Here is a 17,289-nt window from a genome sequence, read left to right as displayed (position 1 = left end):
CATTTTTCAATCATTCAGGTAAACCACTTGTCTTCAAATTGTTAGTCAAATAAATGGAATATGAAGTCATATCAAACGCTATTGTTTTCGCTTATTATTTTCGGTGGTTCCACTGATGATGAACCTGCTATGGTGGAAACAGGTTTGCCGGGGAAATGGAATTTAACTGAACAGTTACTGTATCCCGGAGATTGCAGAGGTACTTTTCAGCCCGTGCCCAGTGATAAAACCTTGTTTTTTTTAGTAACGGAAAAGTATGTTCAAACGCAAACTTATGCAGCCCGGGTCCAGGTACTAACGATAATAGCTGCCTCAATTACACTGAACAGGATATGAAAGGAATCATTTCACTCAAAGCGTATAATTTTGATCCCAGGTTATTCGACCAGCAAATTGAAATTAAAGAAGGTAAGCTTTTTATATATTATCCCTGTATGGAGCCCTGTGTTGAAATGTATGAAAAAAAATAGCTGGTAATACATCGGATGAATAAAGGCACTTGAGGGGAAGAGAACTTTAGCATTACCCCTTCCACTTTTGAAAAAGCTCATCCCTGATCCTCAACTATTAGTGTCATCAATAAGTACTTTTTGACTGTTTTAAGCACCAAAAAAACAGTTCAAGACTACAATCCATCGACAATGAAACGATCATTTTATGATTATTCATTATTTCCAGGCCTGTTCCATATAGAATATTTACCATCCAGATTTATTTGTGAAATTTATAATCTATCTTCAGAGAAACCCATTGTTATTGATAATCAGATACCTATAGCTACTATCGCTTAGTTTCCACTTTACCTCACGCCATTTTAATGTAATTTTTCCATTGACTATACGGTTAATTGATCTAAATTGAATTTTTTTGCTTTCATCTAAGAGAAAGTTGGTCTTATGATATTAGTATATATACGTAGTCATGTTGCGCTTAAAGATTATCTTAATATGCATTGTCTATAGTTTATCTCTCAAAGCTCAGGATTTTAAAAAAGACATTAAAAAAGCGGATCAGCTTAAAAAAAATGGTCAATATGATAAAGCGATAACATTTTATAAAAGGGCACTGAAACATAAAAAAGGTAATGCAGATGCCACTTATGGTCTTGGCTTAGCTTATTTATTCAGTATAGAAAAAGAAAAAGCTCTCCCACATCTGAAAAGTGTACGTCAGCTCAACCCAAAAATAGATCGTGACATAGACTATCATTTGGGATTGGCTTACCAATACCATTACGAGTTCAGGGAAGCCATTAAAGCTTTTGAGAGGAACAAGCTTCGAAATAAAAAAAATGCGGGTGAAGCCCAGTTAAAAATTGAAGAATGCATTTTAGGTGATTCCCTTTACAATCACCCGATCGCCGCTAGGGTCACTAATCTTGGTGAGCGGATCAACTCCCGCTGGCATGATTACACTCCTTTGATCACCTCTGACGGTAAAAAGCTATATTTCACATCAAATCGTGCCGGGTCTACCGGTGGAAAGCGCCTGAGAGATGGTAGTTACTATGAGGATATCTACTCTTGCGATTGGGATGGCAGCCAATGGAGTACTCCGGTAAATATTAGTACCAAAGTCAATACAAGATACCATGATGCTGCGGCCTCTATATCTCCGGACGGAAAAACACTATTCGTATATTCGGAAAAAGGTAGCGGAGACATTTATATATCTAACTATTTAAATGGCGACTGGACAATACCGTCTCCTCTGAGTGATCAGATCAATTCTGTTTTTTGGGAAACATCAGTATCTATTACGGCTGACGGTAAAACCTTGTATTTCGCCAGTGAGCGGCCCGGAGGCTTAGGAGGATTAGATATTTACAGGAGTGAGCTTCAGGAAAATGGGGAATGGGGGAAAGCACGAAATTTAGGCCCGGAAATAAACACTTCAAAAAATGAAGACTCTCCTGTCATCCATCCTGACGGACAAACCTTATATTTTAGTTCCAGTGGACACCCGGGGATAGGTGGGTTCGATATTTTTTACAGTAAACTAGATGGAAAACGTTTTCAAAAGCCGGTAAACATAGGGTATCCTATTAATACCGTTCATGATGACAACTACTTCGTAATATCTGCAGACAGGACAAGGGCCTATTATGCTTCCCAAAAATCCGGTGGAGTAGGGATGGCAGATATCTATTACATAGACCTCACTTATCAACCGGATATTGTTAAAGAACCGGAAGAAGTGGAAATAGCAGAACCAATAATAGAGCCTGTGGCTATAAATGAGACAATCGAGACTGAGGTCGAAGAGCCAAAGCAAATGGAAGAACCTGTAGAAATTGAAAAGCCTGTAGAATCGAAAAATAAGGACCAATATTTTGATAAAAGCATTCTGGAACTTCGTGACAAAAAGGAAGTGGTAACCGTGATAAAAGGTACAGTATTGGACGCCAGTACGGCCACACCATTAGAGGCCCAGATACGGCTGGTGAATAACGTTACCAATACACTCGCGGCTGAAATCTATTCTGACCCAATAACAGGAAGCTTTGAACTGATCATTCCTCATGGAGGCAACTATGGCGTGTCCACTAAACGACGGGATTACTTATTTAACTCAATAAACTTTAAAGTACCCGCTTTTTCAGAGTACCAGGAAATAGACCTGTCGATATTTATGGACAAGGCTAAAGTAGGGTCGAAAGTAATTCTTAAAAATGTTTTCTTCGACAGCGGCAGTTCTGACCTTCGTACGGAATCTCTGGCAGAGCTTGAAGTAATGAAAGTCCTGCTTACTGACGCACCAAACCTAAAAGTGCAGATCAACGGCCATACCGACAACGTTGGAGCCGCTGTTTATAATAAAGTATTATCAAAAAAAAGGGCCCAATCCGTCATTGACTATCTGGTGAGTCATGGCATAGATGCCAGCCGCTTACAAGCCAAAGGTTTTGGAGAGGAACGTCCCCTGGTATCCAATGACGATGAAACTGATGGCAGAGAGATCAATCGCAGAACAGAAATAGAAATTACAGCTATTGGTGATAGTGAGATTGTACCTTAGGCTTACGGTCATAGTTATATCAGGCTATATGGTCAATTGCTTAGCGAACCTTTAGCACTGGTGATCAAACACCAATCAATCGGAATCTCTGTAAGACGTAAGAAATCAACTTTCTCGCAGTTCCTCTTTCAGCTTTTTAGGAAGCTTGGCCACCACCAGTTCATAACTATGATCGATCAAATACTTGATTTTGTTATCCGGCACACTACCGTTCATCATCACGGTATTCCAGTGCCTTTTGTTCATATGATACCCTGGAAGGATACCGTCATACTCCTCGCGTAACTCTATTGCCTTCTCAGGGTCACATTTCAGATTTGCGCTAACAAAATTATCTATCCCCGTCAATGCAAACATCTTATCCATCACTTTGAATACCAGCGTCTGATTATCAAAAGGAAACGATTCGGTCACTCCTTTTTTGGTAATGCAGTATTCGCGAAAAGATTCGACGTCCATAAGGATCAGAAAAGATTTTTGGCAATAAGATAAATTATTCCTATTAGAAACATCGTCATGGATATCTTATTAATGACATGCATCGACTTGATACTAAAGTTACTCGGGCGATTTGGGTCTTTTTTTCTAAAGAAATAGCCAAACACCTCGCCCAGAGCGAAATAATCTTTTAACGTATTTTTATCTTGTTTTACATTTTGTTGTTCCATAGCTCATCCATTTATTGCAGGCTCTATCCAGTTACCATCGGTGCGAATGATCTCAATAAGCTCATCCACTGCCTGTTCGGAAGGAACCCCTCTTTTCATCACTTCTTTACCTTTATACAACGTAATTTTTCCTTTTCCACTACCCACATAGCCATAATCGGCATCTGCCATCTCACCGGGACCATTCACAATGCAGCCCATAATACCGATTTTCACACCTTTCAGATGGTCCGTACGCTTTCGGATCATAGCTGTCGTTTCCTGTAGGTCAAACAGCGTTCGTCCGCACGATGGGCAGGAGATATACTCTGTTTTAGTCATACGGGTACGTGCCGCCTGAAGTATACCGAAAGCAGTGTTGTTATATAATGAAACCAACGTCGCCATTTCTTCTTTTGCATTAACTTCGGGAGCTTTCATGGCCCCCAGCATTATACCATCTCCAAAGCCATCAATAAGCAGCCCGCCAATATCCGTAGCTGCGTGGATCTGCAACTCATCTTCACTCAATATTCCATACGTGCGCTTTACAATAACCGGGGTCCTTACCTGTGCATTCCTTAATTTAAAAAAGGCCCTTCGCAGCTCAGGCATAGCGTGTTGATTATCCGTCTGTAATATTAATACTGCAGTTGTATCTTTTTCGAGCAAGGTAATAAAAGCTACGTCCAACTCCTTCAGACTGGTCAATATGAAATTAATTTCTTCATGCCTTTTCGTCTGCTCTCTATAATCTGATGTAGTAAAGAGCGGTAACTTGTTAGGATCATCACTAACTTCATTCCATGCCTGGTAATCCAGTACTTCTTTCAATCCATTGGGCAACATGAATGGAACGGGTGTCTTCCCCGAATAAAGGTAATCTGCACCCAGGTCATTCATTTTCCATTTGTCCAGTTCCGGCAAATAAAAATGACCTATGGATTTCAGATCTTTATAATCTTGTGCGTTTAAATGGCCTATATCCGCTAATACTCTGGGCACATTCGCCCCTCCAATATTGACTACTTCGGCCGTTTCTCTACGGGTATAGCTAAAAGGATCAAAATCCACTGACCCGATAGATTCAATCTCTTCATGTTGTTCCCTGTCATCATACCGATCCACCATGATCTGAGCTACAGGTGCTTCCAATTCAGGTTCTTCTGTGAGCGAAACCCTCACTGTATCTCCCAGCCCGTCCTCTAATAATGTACCGATACCTACAGCGCTTTTTATACGTCCGTCTTCTCCCTCTCCGGCTTCCGTAACTCCTAAATGTAATGGGTAAGGCTGAAAACCTTCTTCATCCATTTTATTGACGAGCATTCGATAGGCCTGTACCATCACCTGGGTATTAGAAGATTTCATAGAAAGCACAATATCATGATAATCCAGATCATCGCAAATACGCAGAAACTCAAGGGCAGATTCCACCATACCCAACGGTGTATCTCCATACCGGCTCATGATACGGTCACTTAATGACCCATGATTGGTACCAATGCGCATAGCGGTACCGTATTCTTTGCATATCTTAACCAGTGGAGTGAACTTGCTTCTGATACGTTCTAATTCCTCCTGGTATGAGGCATCTGTATATTCAATTTCTTCAAAACGTTTCTTATCGGCATAATTCCCCGGATTTACCCGTACTTTTTCCACAATCCTGGCTGCCAATTCAGCGGCATTAGGGGTGAAATGAATATCTGCAACAAGTGGAACTTCACACCCCCTATGCTTTAACTCCTTCTTGATCTCTGCCAGGTTTTGTGCTTCCTTAATGCTTGGGGCGGTGATGCGTACATATTCGCAACCTGCATCCACCATTCTCAATACTTGCTCAACCGACCCATTGGTATCCATTGTGTCCACCGTAGTCATGGATTGCACCCTAATGGGATTTTCACCTCCCATGGGCACATCACCTATATAAACTTCACGGGTTTTTCGTCTGCTGTAGCGTGTCAGACTATTACAGTATTGAATCGTTTTGATTATTTCTGTATCCAAGAGTATGGCATTTTTTTAAGTCAACGCTAAGATAACCGTTTTCTATTGTCCAATGTTTTTGAAACCAGGATATGTAACAAATATTCCCCACCTGAAGTAATGAAAATTGTCATGTGCTGATTTGTTCTTTCTTTGAGAGCCTAATAATTATTACGAAATTGAAAGTATGTAATACAGCCCAGGTGGGTCAAATTAATTTTTGGATGTTTTCGGTTTTAGAGATTTTACGTACTCATAACCATCCTTTAGATAAGAAAACAGCAGATCCATATCATCAAACAATATCTCCGGAATTAGCACGTACTCCTGCATTACGGTGTCATAAGCCATGAACAAAGTAGTATTATGGTCTTTTAGAAATTGCTGTCTTTGCTCTTTGGAAAGCCGAATTCCCAACTCTCCTTTCTTATTGAGTTGAGAAAACATATGTCCGTTTGCCGAAGTATAAGGCATTGTTTTTCCCAGCCGTTCAAAGTTTGATTGTTTTTGTATTAGTTGATCGTAACGCGCCAGTTTTTCCTCCCATTGATCGTTTACCATAACGTTTAGTTTTCAATGTAAAACTTAATAGTTGCTACCAATTATCCTTTAACTAATTGGACACTAATTTCTTAGGTTTAAAAATATATAAAATGAATGTATTAATAAACAAGCTGCTGACATGGAAAACTCAAATTCCATAGATTTGTGACATGTTGACCAAAGAAACCGTCACTCACTGGTTTAAAGAATTACAGGACACTATTTGCCAAGCCCTTGAAGAAGCGGATGGGAAAGGATATTTCCATGAGGACCAATGGCAGCGTGATGAAGGCGGCGGCGGACGAAGCCGTGTCATTACCAATGGAAACATCATTGAAAAGGGTGGTGTCAACTTCTCCGCAGTTCATGGCAAACTTCCCGAAAATATCGCCAATGCTTTAAAATTAAATGACTCCACTTTTTATGCAACCGGTGTATCCATCGTTTTGCACCCTGTAAATCCAATGGTGCCTATCATTCATATGAATGTTCGCTATTTTGAAACATCCTCCGAAGATGGCAACAGTACCTGGTGGTTTGGGGGAGGTATAGACCTGACACCCCACTACATAAAGACAAAAGAAGCTGCATACTTTCATCAACAACTAAAAACGGTATGCGACCAACATAACCCTGCTTACTATCAAAAATTCAAGAAGTGGGCTGATGACTACTTCTATATTAAACACCGCCAGGAAACCCGTGGTGTGGGAGGAATATTCTTCGACCGGATGGGAGAAGCAGAAGGAACCAAAGAAACCCTGTTTTCTTTTGTACAGGATGTAGGTTCTGCCTTTGCCCCTACTTATACTTATTTCATGAAAAATAATGCCTACCTCGACTTCAACGGCACACACAAAAACTGGCAAATGTTACGACGGAGCAGGTATGTGGAATTTAACCTTGTATGGGATAAAGGCACTAAATTTGGTCTTGAGACCAATGGAAGAATTGAATCCATCTTGATGAGTATGCCTCCACAAGCCAATTGGGTCTATGATTACCAACCCGAGGAAGGTACGGCAGAAGCTGAAACACAGGCGCTCTTGAAAAAAGATATTGACTGGATAATGTATGCTTGAAATACTATTGGAGTGGGACAAAGCTCTTTTTCTTTGGCTTAACGGCCTGCACACGGACTGGATGGACCCTGTGATGTTCTGGATATCTGATAAAAAGATATGGATACCTTTTTATTTGCTTATAGCAGGGTGGATCATTCGGGAATATAAATGGAAAGGGATCATAGTGTTACTTGGCATCGGACTGGCCATCACAGCCACAGACCAAACCTGCTCCGGGTTTATGAAGCCGTTTTTTGAGCGATTTCGACCTTCCCGTAACCCTGCATTAGAAGGACTGGTCCATGTTGTCAACGATTATCGTGGGGGAAGTTTTGGATTCTCATCATCACATGCCGGCAATACTTTTTCGCTGGCTACCTTCCTGTTCTTTATTTTCAGAAATAAATACCCTTGGTTTTCCTGGATGTTTTTATGGGCAGCTATTGTCTCCTATAGCCGCATCTACCTGGGAGTACATTACCCTGGTGACATTCTGGTAGGAGCAGCCATTGGAACTATCTACGGTTACCTGGCTTACAGATTGACTTGTTATTCTTTAGTAAAGTTTGCAAAAAAGTAATAGAGACCTATTAGTTATGTCTGACTTTACAGATCAGTTTTTATCCAGAAGTCGCTGAACATATTTACCTATGATGTCAAACTCAAGGTTAACCGCGTCCCCGGTGCCTAACTCATGGAGATTGGTATGTTCATAAGTATAAGGAATAATAGCCACCTTAAAACTGTTTACTTTCGATTCAAAACACGTAAGGCTAATCCCATTGATGGTGATTGAACCTTTTTCAACCGTTACATTCCCCAAAGAAGCATCATACTCAATGGTATACAACCAGCTTCCCTCCTCTTCCTGAACAGATTTGATCTGTCCGGTCTGATCCACATGCCCCTGTACAATATGGCCATCAAAACGACCATTATTTAACATACATCGTTCAAGGTTAACTTTACTACCTGGTTGTAACAGCCCAAGGCTGCTCTTTTGCAGCGTTTCATCAATAGCTACCACAGTGTGCCTGTCATTATTCACCGAAGTTACCGTAAGACAAACGCCATTATGTGCTACACTCTGATCAATTTTAAGCTCAGAGGCGATGGTACTTTCAATTTCAAATTCCCGATTACTTCCTTCCGTTTTGATAGATTTTATCCGGCCTATTGTTTCAATAATTCCAGTGAACATGGTATTAGTTCATTTGATTTCTTCAAAAGTAAGTGCAACATTCTGAAAAAAAGCCTGTGAATAGCAACCTTTTTTAAAAATTATAGTTTATATTGTAAACTACTTTATAAAATAATATCAAAGCTATGTCCACTGAGTCAAAACCTTTATCAAATCAGGAGAGCCTTGACATCATTACCAGGATGATCCAAAACGCCAAAGGAAATATTCGTGGCGGTAGTTTCTACTTTCTGCTTTGGGGTTGGGTGGCTATGTTGGGTAATATCGGGCATTTCTATCTCATGGAGTATACCGATTACTCCTACCCTTTTGCCATTTGGCTGATCAGTATACCGGCCTGGGTTGTCAGCTTCATTTATGGTTATCGCCAATCAAAAAAAGCTAAGGTCAAAGCCTATAGTGATGACCTGATCAAATGGGTATGGATCAGTTTCAGCTTTTGTCTTCTGATCATTGTTTTTTCAGGCCGTTTTGGGCCTACCATACCCATCCTGGTATTACTATTAGCGGGAATGGCTACGTTCATTACCGGTTTCATCATTAAGTTTAAACCATTGATCTATGGAGGGGCTTCGTTCTGGATATTTGCGGTGATAGCCTCTGCTGTTGCCCCTTCTTACAGCCTGCTAATATCCGCCATAGCCGTATTGGTGGGCTATTTAATACCAGGGTATAAACTGAAAGCTGCTTAATTATGTCAGATTTCAAAAATCTGGATCCCTTATTGCATTCTCAACTTCGGTTAGCCGTCATGTCACTTTTGGTAAGCGTACAATCCGCGGAGTTTGTTTTTATTAAGGAAAAAACCGGCGCCACCGCTGGCAATCTCAGTGTACAAATTGACAAACTCAATAACGCCGGATACATTGAGGTGACTAAAAGCTTTAAGGGGAAAAAACCAGTAACTACCTGTAATATATCCAAGAAAGGAATAGAAGCTTTTGAAAGCTACGTAAATACGCTCCAATCGTACATTAAGAAATAATAAATGAAAAAAATTTAAATATATAGTTTATAATATAAACCACTTTATGATTATGAAAACGTTGAAATTATGCTGTCTTATTACCGTATTATCGTCTATTGCCACTTTCAGTCAAGCACAATCCGAAGAAAGCCAAATGGCCTACCAGGCATATTTAAATAACAACAATGGGTTATGGAAACAACTAGTAAAAAGATGTGAAACCAATTATGTCAATGATAGTTCTTTGGAAAATTTGTATCAATTGGCCCTGGCGCAACATGGCTTACTGAATGCTTCCTTAATCGATCAGGATGAAGATCTGTTTGATGCGTATCTTGAGACTACCAAGGACAATCTGGAAAAGCTTATTTCATCTGAGCACGAACCAGGTAACAGTAGAGCGCTATTATCCTCCATTTACGGTATGGAAATGAGTTATAGCTCATGGAAAGGCATGTTTTTGGGAGCTAAGAGTAGCAAAAACATGGAAAAAGCATTAAAGATCGCTCCCAATTCACCCATGGTATGGCAGATACGAGGTATTTCCAAGCTTTTTACACCCTCCATGTTTGGTGGTGACAAGCAAGAAGCATTAACCGCTTTGAAAAAAGCTATCGAATTGTACGAGGGTGCTTCTCCATTGCCACAATCGAACTGGAGGTACATTGATGCGTATGCGTGGTTAGGTCAGTGTTATCAGAAACTGGAAAAGACTGAAGAGGCTCGAAGCACCTATCATAAAGCCTTAGTATTAGAACCTGATTTCAACTGGATAAAGTATGGTTTGCTTCCAAAACTAAATGCAAACTAATGATACGATTTTACCTGTCATTAGGATTGTTCTTACTGAATGGCTATGTTCTGTTTGGACAAAAGTTGACCGGCAGTATCATAGACGGTAGAAATGGGGAATCACTTATTGGTGCTAATCTTTATGTTAAATCAGACTGGCGTAAGGGTACCAGCACTGATATACATGGTAAGTTCACTCTTAATAACATAAAGCAAGGCGACACATTGGTGATTTCATACATAGGTTATAAAGAGCTATTCCATATAGTTACTGAAATAAGGCCGCTTGATATAGCCTTGCAGCCTAATACCCTAAACATGGATGTGATAGTAGTTACCGCAGAAAAGTTAGCAGCTGAAGAGTTCACTTACAAAAGAATATCCCGGTTGGATGTATATCTAAACCCCAGTGCAAAAGCAGACCCATTATTAGCCGTTAACTCGGTTCCCGCCGCCACCACGCTGGATGAATCGGCCAATATCAGTTTCAGAGGTAGTAGCCCTGCAGAAACCGGATTATTTTTCAATAATGTTCCTCTTTACGACGCCATACGTTTTTCCCAGCTTAATGGTATTGGTACGTTCAGCGTATTTAATACTGCCATGGTAAACGAAATGCTAGTTTTCCCTGGCAATCCACCTCTTGAATATGGCAATACTACCTCCGGACTCATTGCCATACAAACATCAGAAGAAATTCGGGAAACTACCTCCAATTCTGTTACACTATCTCCGGCCAGCTATGGAGGTTTAGCCCAACGAAGCACAAGTAAAAAGAGTGCTCTAACGCTGTTTTCTAACTACCAACCTTCGTCCATCATAAAAGCGCTGAACCCGGAAGCGCTCGATGATATTCAAAAATTTCAGTCCGTTGATTTAGGGATCAATTTCTTAAATCATTTTAATGACCATACTATTCTAAAAGTATTCAACTACACCCTGACCGAAGGGTATGATTTTTCTTATCAGTCCCCTACCTTCCAGGGAACTTTCAAACAACGGAAACAACGTAACTTTACCGTAACCAACTTCAGACACAAGGTAAACCGATCAGAATGGTCTTTGAACAGTAACATAAGCTTTTCAAAAGCGGAGTTTGGCTATGCAGATACTGACATTACCATCCATAACTTTGACGCCTTCTTCTCCGCTAACTATCGCTATCAACGCGAAAATTTTTATGCCAAAACTGGTCTGAGCGTTGATCACAGAAAACAAAAATTTACAGGCACTTATTATGCTTTTGATTTTGCAGAAGGAGATGGCTTTCCTACCACAAGTAACCACAACACCGTAAGACTTAACCGGCCCGAACTATACGTTTATACCAAATACTACTGGGGGAAAAAGATAATATTGGGAGGAGGTTTGCGTAAAAACATACCTGCTACACTCCGGGATCATTACCTGAGCATGCAGTTAAATACCAGAATACAGCTTAATACCCACGCTCACATTACAATGGCCTGGGGTAAATACCACAAATACAGTTTACCTCAAAACGACATTGAAAATCCATTTTTAATAGCAAGTGACCAACTGTCCGCTGACTTGAACTGGAATCAAAACGATCTTGAATTTTCTACTTCCATTTTTGGCAAAAAGAACAGACAGCTTAACCGCACCACAGAACTTTTTGGTCTGGAGTTTTTTCTCAAGGGAAAAATACTTCCTAAGTTACGCGGTCAGCTTTCCTATACGCTGATCAACGGCAATACCAGGGAGGCCGGCGGAGAACGGTATCCTGCTGAATATGACTTGAATTACTTCATAAGAGGGAATCTGGAGTACAAATTTACCAGAGGATGGACAGCCAGCGCTAATTTCATTTTGAGAGACGGAAGACACTACCAACCGTTAATCAACATTACGTTTCATGAAGGCCTATCCGTATTTGAACCTGAGTATGCACCATTAACACAACAAAAGCGGCTTAGAAGCTATAAGGGGTTTGACCTGAGCATCAGTAAACTAATAGCCGTTAGTGAGAAGTTTTCTATCATTGTATTTGGGTCAGCAAGTAATGTTTTAGATATAAAGAATTTAAGATCTTACACCTACAACTTTGACTACAGCGTCAGGCAGGCACAGTATTTTTCGCGCAGAACATTCTATTTTGGAATGGTCATCCATTTCTGAGTTCGATCTATCCGTTTAATAACATTCATTTACGGAAAGTAAATTATGTCGATTTCAATTAAGCCCGGAACAAATGCATTTTAAAAACTTGCAAAGAGTGTTTTCTTTCCTACTTCATCCCTAAAGGGAAAATCAAAATTTCAAAGCTCATCTAGCCTTAAGGAAAGTGATAAAAGCAACTTGGACAATGGCGCCCTGAGCCACATTTTTAAATACGTTCGACTTGCTTTCATAAAGCATCTAACTCATTAAAAAACAAAAAAGTCTGATACTACCGGTTACGATATAAGTACAGATAATATGTATGTTCTATTGTTAATTATTATTAAATCGAACATTTTAGTTTCAGAACACCAAAACCTATTTCAAAATATGAAAAAGAAAAGTCTAATTTTTATGAGTGCACTGGTACTCATAAGTTTCTCTAACCTATTCTCACAGCAATTTGCGGTTCCATTGGAAGGTTTTTCCAGAAGTAAGACCGCTTACCTACATATGGAGGATGGTACAAAATTCGAGGGTCTGTTAGGAGGATTCAAGAGGTCCAAAGGCCTTATTGAAACGGTTAAAATGAAAAACCCTAATGGAAAAAAGCTAAAAATTGATCCGGCTAAAATTTCATTTATGTACCTGCCGCCAAATAATCTTGCAAAGTTTAGTGCAGCAATGGAACAAGCAGGTAATATACAAAATTGGGAAAAGCAAACTACTGTGGACACTTCTCTTATGAACAAAGGATATGTTTATTTTGAGAAGACCCCGACAAAGATCAAAAAGAAGACGGACGACCTGATGCTACAACTGATGAATGCATCATTTTCAAGTAAGATCAAAGTATATCATGACCCCTTTGCCAAAGAAACAGCCAGCATTGGTTTAGCCGGAGTTGATGTGGTAGGAGGGTTAGACAAATCTTATTATGTTAAAAAAGCAGGTGAAGATGCGGCCTTCAGACTCATGAAAAAAAATTACAGGGAAGAATTTATCAAAGTCTTTGGAGATTGTGACGAGCTTGTAAAGAAATATAGAAGTGACGTCAAGTGGTCAGACCTTGAAACCCATGTTTATGAGTACACACAACTCATGAAGTAATTTTTTTAAAAGCAGATTATTTAGGCTGGTCCTCAGGGGTCAGCCTTTTTATATGCACTGAAGGGTCGCATGGCTTGCAGAACCAGAGCAAATGCATTTAAAAACCTTCTTTTAAAAGTCTTCTCTCTCACCCTATCTCTAAAAGGGAAATAAAATTTCAAAGCTGATCCACTCTTGAAAACCAAGAGGCAAAAAGCAGCCTGGAAAATCACAGCCTGCATCTGGCTTTAAATGCGTTTACCCTCCAATTAAGCCTTAATATTCTGCTATAATCAATAATTGGTGTTAGCTTTGCACCTTAAAACCAAGGTTGTACTAATTGCAGTAATTACATGTCTTTGAAGGAGAAATACCCTATCTACCTCTACAATACACTTTCCAAAAAGAAAGAGAAGTTTGAACCCATCCATGAGGATAGTGTCGGGATGTATGTTTGTGGACCTACTGTGTATAGTGATGTACACCTTGGAAATGTACGCACCTTCATGAGCTTTGATGTGATCTACCGATACCTTCAGTACCTGGGATACAAAGTACGATACGTTCGAAACATCACTGACGTAGGACATCTTGAAAATGATGCCGATGAAGGCGAAGATAAAATAGCCCAAAAAGCCCGCCTGGAAAAGTTAGAACCCATGGAAGTAGTACAGCGCTATACGAATGGCTTTCACGATGTACTGAATGACTTTAACTTTCTTCCTCCCAGTATAGAGCCATGTGCTACGGGACATATCATGGAGCAAATTGAAATGGTACAGGCGCTCCTGGATAAAGGATTCGCCTATGAGGTAAATGGCTCCGTTTACTTTGATGTAGTACGCTACGATAAAGATTTTAGCTACGGCAAACTTTCCGGCAGGAAAATAGAAGAACTAATGGAAGGTGGTCGTGATCTCGATAATCAAGACGAGAAGCGCAATAAGGTGGACTTTGCACTTTGGAAGAAGGCCTCCCCTACCCATATCATGCGATGGAACTCACCATGGGGGGAAGGGTTTCCCGGATGGCACCTGGAGTGTTCTGTTATGAGTACAAAGTATCTTGGTGAAACCTTTGATATCCATGGTGGTGGCATGGACCTGGTCTTCCCGCATCATGAATGTGAAATAGCACAGTCAGTCGGTAGTAAGGGCAAAGACCCTGTTAAATACTGGCTGCACTCCAACATGTTGACCGTAAATGATCAAAAAATGAGCAAGTCTCTGGGCAACTCTTTCTTGCCACAACAACTTTTTTCAGGAGATCACCCCCTGTTGGATCGTGGCTATGGCCCCATGGTAGTGCGATTTTTTATGTTACAATCTCATTACTCCAGCACGCTGGATTTTTCCAATGAAGCGTTAACAGCAGCTGAAAAAGGCTACAAACGTCTGATGGATGGAATAAAAATAGCGAAAGGCCTGGAGTATATTGAAGGACCGGCAGATAATGAACTGGAAGATAAAGTGAAAACACTGATCGATCAGCTTTTCACTCATCTGGGTGATGACTTCAATACTGCTAAAACGCTCGCTGTATTGTTTGAGATCACTACCTTAATGAATAATTTCAAAGTAGGAAATCTAACCACAGGCGCATTATCAAAAGCCTCTTTTGACACATTGGTACAACACTATCAAGGTTTTGTCTTTGATGTTCTTGGATTGAAAGAAGAGGAGGAAAGCGACCATGAATTACTCGATGGAATCATAGATGTCCTAATAAAACTACGCCTGGATGCGAAGGCAGGTAAGAATTATCGACTTTCTGACAAGATCAGGGATGATCTGAAGCAAGTGGGTGTTACACTAAAAGACAGTAAAGAAGGGACAGAATATTCTATTGATTAATTCAACCGCGTTTTGAGTTTTCTAAAACATCTCCTCATTTTTCCTATAAGGATATATCAATACACCATCAGCCCTTTATTTGGCTCCAGTTGTCGCCATTCCCCTACGTGTTCATCCTATACGATTGAGGCTATTCAAACCTGGGGTGCTTTGAAAGGCCTTTGGCTGGGTATAAAGCGCTTCTCCAAATGCCACCCCTGGGGTACTTCAGGCTATGATCCCGTCCCTCAAAAAGAAGAGTAGGCTTACTATTAAATTACTTAAATGGATTGTTGGCAGGCACGGGATTCAATAGATTTGTAGGATTGGCCAACCCGAACCACTTATGTTAAAAATAGATATGCATACCCACATTCTGCCAGCAGACATGCCAAACTGGACAGAAAAATTTGGTTATGGAGATTTTATTTATCTGCAACATCACAAAGAAGGTTCAGCCAAGATGATGAAAGGGAACCAGTTTTTCAGGGAAATAAAGTCTAACTGCTGGGACCCTGAACTAAGAATGGATGAATATTCCCAATTTAATACACAGGTACAGGTAATTTGCACCATTCCGGTGATGTTTTCTTATTGGGCACAGCCGGATGATTGCCTCGACCTTTCCCGCTTTCTTAATGATCATATCGCAGAAATAGCTAATAAGTACCCTAAAAACTATATAGGCCTGGGCACCCTGCCGATGCAAGACACTGATCTGGCCATTGAAGAGCTGACCCGATGTAAAAATGACCTGGGACTTAAAGGAATACAGATCGGCTCTAATATCAATAATCAAAACTTAAGTGAGCCTCGCTTTTTCCCTATTTTTGAAGCCTGTGAAGCATTGGGGATGGCAGTATTGGTGCATCCCTGGGAAATGATGGGCATGCGTTATATGACCAAGTACTGGCTGCCATGGCTGGTAGGCATGCCTGCCGAAACTTCCAGGGCTATGTGCTCTATGATCTTTGCCGGGATATTTGAACAACTGCCCAAGCTCAGAGTAAACTTTGCCCATGCCGGAGGTTCGTTTCTATCGACTATCGGCCGGATAGAACATGGATTTAACTGCCGTCCGGACCTGGTGGCCATAGATAATCCTGTTAATCCTAAAAACTACCTGGGCAAATTTTGGGTAGATTGCATAACACATGACGCCGCCATGTTAAAATATGTACTCGACATTCAAACTTCTAAGAAGGTAACTCTCGGCTCTGATTACCCGTTCCCCCTAGGTGATCTTGAAATTGGCAGGTTTATTGAAGAAATGGACTTGAAACCGGAAACAGTGGAAGATATATTTTGTAATGCTACGTTAGCATGGTTACAGCTGGACAAAAAAGATTTCGTGACATGAAGTATAGAATAGTATGGATACTGATGGTACTGTCTGCAACGACTGTAACTTATGCTCAAACCCAGGAGGAGATCATACAACAACAACTACAGGAGCGTGAACAGGCTAAAAAAGCTGAAACATCACAGATATTGGACCTGGGGGTAGACCTGATGGAAGATGGAGAATACGAAGAGGCCAATGAAAAATTTAAAACTGTTCTCAAGTCCTCCAAAGTAGTCCCCACCAACCTCACCTTCTACTTCGGAAAAAACTCTTTTTTTCTGGGCAAATACAAGCAGAGCATTGATTGGTTAAACAAATACCTGGAACTTAAAGGTACGGAAGGAAGGTACTACCAGGAATGTATAGAGTTACTTGATATGGCAAATAAAGCTTTTTTAGCTTTAAGAGAGGATGATCGAAAAAATGCTCAGGAAGTTCTTTCTATCAGCTATGATATCGACTGTGGTCCTTCAGGCAAGGTAGTATGCCCTGTCTGTGCCGGCAATACAGTGATCATAGAACAAGGACCGTTTGGCAATAGCTACAGAACATGCCCCTACAGTGATGAACATGGACAACTCAGCTGTGAAGAGTATAACCTGCTACTCAAAGGACAGTTAAAACCCAAGCTATAATCGCTAAATATCTCTTAACTAATTGAAGGTGTGAATTTTAGCT

18 protein-coding genes are annotated in these 17,289 nt (G+C 40.5%); 13 read left to right on the top strand and 5 right to left on the bottom strand.

The window, feature by feature from the left end; all coding sequences use genetic code 11:
• The first annotated feature begins 60 nt into the window (after positions 1 to 60).
• The gene (locus FNH22_RS22075) at positions 61 to 336 is read left to right on the top strand and encodes a hypothetical protein (RefSeq protein WP_143400621.1); all 276 of its coding nucleotides are present in this window, start codon (positions 61 to 63) and stop codon (positions 334 to 336) included.
• A gap of 585 nt (positions 337 to 921) precedes the next feature.
• Positions 922 to 3,018 carry an OmpA family protein gene (locus FNH22_RS22070; RefSeq protein ID WP_143400620.1) on the top strand — a complete coding sequence of 699 codons (2,097 nt, stop codon included), beginning with the start codon at positions 922 to 924 and terminating at the stop codon, positions 3,016 to 3,018.
• A gap of 105 nt (positions 3,019 to 3,123) precedes the next feature.
• On the opposite strand, the gene FNH22_RS22065 is transcribed toward FNH22_RS22070, so the two are convergent.
• The 4 genes from FNH22_RS22065 to FNH22_RS22050 all read right to left on the bottom strand — a co-directional run bounded on the left by FNH22_RS22065 (position 3,124) and on the right by FNH22_RS22050 (position 6,218).
• Positions 3,124 to 3,477, bottom strand: coding sequence for an MmcQ/YjbR family DNA-binding protein (locus FNH22_RS22065; protein WP_143400619.1), 354 nt, complete (start codon positions 3,475 to 3,477; stop codon positions 3,124 to 3,126).
• A 5-nt stretch (positions 3,478 to 3,482) separates the two neighbouring features.
• On the bottom strand, positions 3,483 to 3,686 hold the full coding sequence (locus tag FNH22_RS22060) for a DUF6728 family protein (protein WP_143400618.1): 204 nt from the start codon (positions 3,684 to 3,686) through the stop codon (positions 3,483 to 3,485).
• 3 nt (positions 3,687 to 3,689) lie between these two features.
• The gene (gene ispG, locus FNH22_RS22055; protein ID WP_143400617.1) at positions 3,690 to 5,678 is read right to left on the bottom strand and encodes a (E)-4-hydroxy-3-methylbut-2-enyl-diphosphate synthase; all 1,989 of its coding nucleotides are present in this window, start codon (positions 5,676 to 5,678) and stop codon (positions 3,690 to 3,692) included.
• A 192-nt stretch (positions 5,679 to 5,870) separates the two neighbouring features.
• Positions 5,871 to 6,218 (bottom strand): hypothetical protein, encoded by a 348-nt coding sequence (locus tag FNH22_RS22050; protein ID WP_143400616.1) that lies wholly within the window; start codon positions 6,216 to 6,218, stop codon positions 5,871 to 5,873.
• A gap of 152 nt (positions 6,219 to 6,370) precedes the next feature.
• Between FNH22_RS22050 and hemF the strand changes: the two genes are divergently transcribed.
• Both hemF and FNH22_RS22040 read left to right on the top strand, forming a co-directional pair.
• The gene (hemF, locus tag FNH22_RS22045) at positions 6,371 to 7,282 is read left to right on the top strand and encodes an oxygen-dependent coproporphyrinogen oxidase (RefSeq protein ID WP_143400615.1); all 912 of its coding nucleotides are present in this window, start codon (positions 6,371 to 6,373) and stop codon (positions 7,280 to 7,282) included.
• Positions 7,275 to 7,844 carry a phosphatase PAP2 family protein gene (locus FNH22_RS22040; RefSeq protein WP_143400614.1) on the top strand — a complete coding sequence of 190 codons (570 nt, stop codon included), beginning with the start codon at positions 7,275 to 7,277 and terminating at the stop codon, positions 7,842 to 7,844. Before hemF ends, FNH22_RS22040 begins: the two co-directional genes overlap by 8 nt.
• A 33-nt stretch (positions 7,845 to 7,877) precedes the next feature.
• On the opposite strand, the gene FNH22_RS22035 is transcribed toward FNH22_RS22040, so the two are convergent.
• Positions 7,878 to 8,465, bottom strand: coding sequence for a riboflavin synthase (locus FNH22_RS22035; protein WP_143400613.1), 588 nt, complete (start codon positions 8,463 to 8,465; stop codon positions 7,878 to 7,880).
• 125 nt (positions 8,466 to 8,590) lie between these two features.
• Here FNH22_RS22035 and FNH22_RS22030 point away from each other — a divergent pair, with 125 nt between their 5' ends.
• From FNH22_RS22030 to FNH22_RS21990, 9 genes are all read left to right on the top strand, one after another.
• Positions 8,591 to 9,157: a hypothetical protein gene (locus tag FNH22_RS22030; protein ID WP_143400612.1), complete on the top strand. Its 567-nt coding sequence runs from the start codon at positions 8,591 to 8,593 to the stop codon at positions 9,155 to 9,157.
• Between the two features lie 2 nt (positions 9,158 to 9,159).
• Positions 9,160 to 9,450 carry a transcriptional regulator gene (locus FNH22_RS22025; RefSeq protein WP_143400611.1) on the top strand — a complete coding sequence of 97 codons (291 nt, stop codon included), beginning with the start codon at positions 9,160 to 9,162 and terminating at the stop codon, positions 9,448 to 9,450.
• Positions 9,451 to 9,502: 52 nt separating this feature from the next.
• Positions 9,503 to 10,243: a lipopolysaccharide assembly protein LapB gene (locus FNH22_RS22020; RefSeq protein ID WP_185154348.1), complete on the top strand. Its 741-nt coding sequence runs from the start codon at positions 9,503 to 9,505 to the stop codon at positions 10,241 to 10,243.
• A complete protein-coding gene (locus FNH22_RS22015; RefSeq protein WP_143400609.1) occupies positions 10,243 to 12,363 on the top strand; it encodes a TonB-dependent receptor in 2,121 nt (706 codons plus the stop codon). Before FNH22_RS22020 ends, FNH22_RS22015 begins: the two co-directional genes overlap by 1 nt.
• A gap of 372 nt (positions 12,364 to 12,735) precedes the next feature.
• Positions 12,736 to 13,455 carry a hypothetical protein gene (locus tag FNH22_RS22010; RefSeq protein WP_143400608.1) on the top strand — a complete coding sequence of 240 codons (720 nt, stop codon included), beginning with the start codon at positions 12,736 to 12,738 and terminating at the stop codon, positions 13,453 to 13,455.
• A gap of 332 nt (positions 13,456 to 13,787) precedes the next feature.
• Positions 13,788 to 15,287 carry a cysteine--tRNA ligase gene (cysS, locus tag FNH22_RS22005; RefSeq protein WP_143400607.1) on the top strand — a complete coding sequence of 500 codons (1,500 nt, stop codon included), beginning with the start codon at positions 13,788 to 13,790 and terminating at the stop codon, positions 15,285 to 15,287.
• 12 nt (positions 15,288 to 15,299) lie between these two features.
• Positions 15,300 to 15,530 (top strand): membrane protein insertion efficiency factor YidD, encoded by a 231-nt coding sequence (gene yidD, locus FNH22_RS22000; RefSeq protein ID WP_143400606.1) that lies wholly within the window; start codon positions 15,300 to 15,302, stop codon positions 15,528 to 15,530.
• A gap of 82 nt (positions 15,531 to 15,612) precedes the next feature.
• Positions 15,613 to 16,626, top strand: a complete 1,014-nt coding sequence (locus FNH22_RS21995; protein ID WP_255518131.1) for an amidohydrolase family protein — start codon at positions 15,613 to 15,615, stop codon at positions 16,624 to 16,626.
• Complete coding sequence (locus FNH22_RS21990; protein WP_143400605.1) at positions 16,623 to 17,246, top strand: M48 family metallopeptidase; 624 nt, start codon at positions 16,623 to 16,625, stop codon at positions 17,244 to 17,246. Before FNH22_RS21995 ends, FNH22_RS21990 begins: the two co-directional genes overlap by 4 nt.
• The last annotated feature ends 43 nt before the right edge of the window (positions 17,247 to 17,289 follow it).

The organism is Fulvivirga sp. M361, assembly GCF_007097395.1.
In the GTDB taxonomy this organism is placed as follows: Bacteria; Bacteroidota; Bacteroidia; order Cytophagales; family Cyclobacteriaceae; genus Fulvivirga.
Note: the sequence above shows the minus strand (reverse complement) of the source record. Positions and strands in the feature narration are given on the sequence as shown.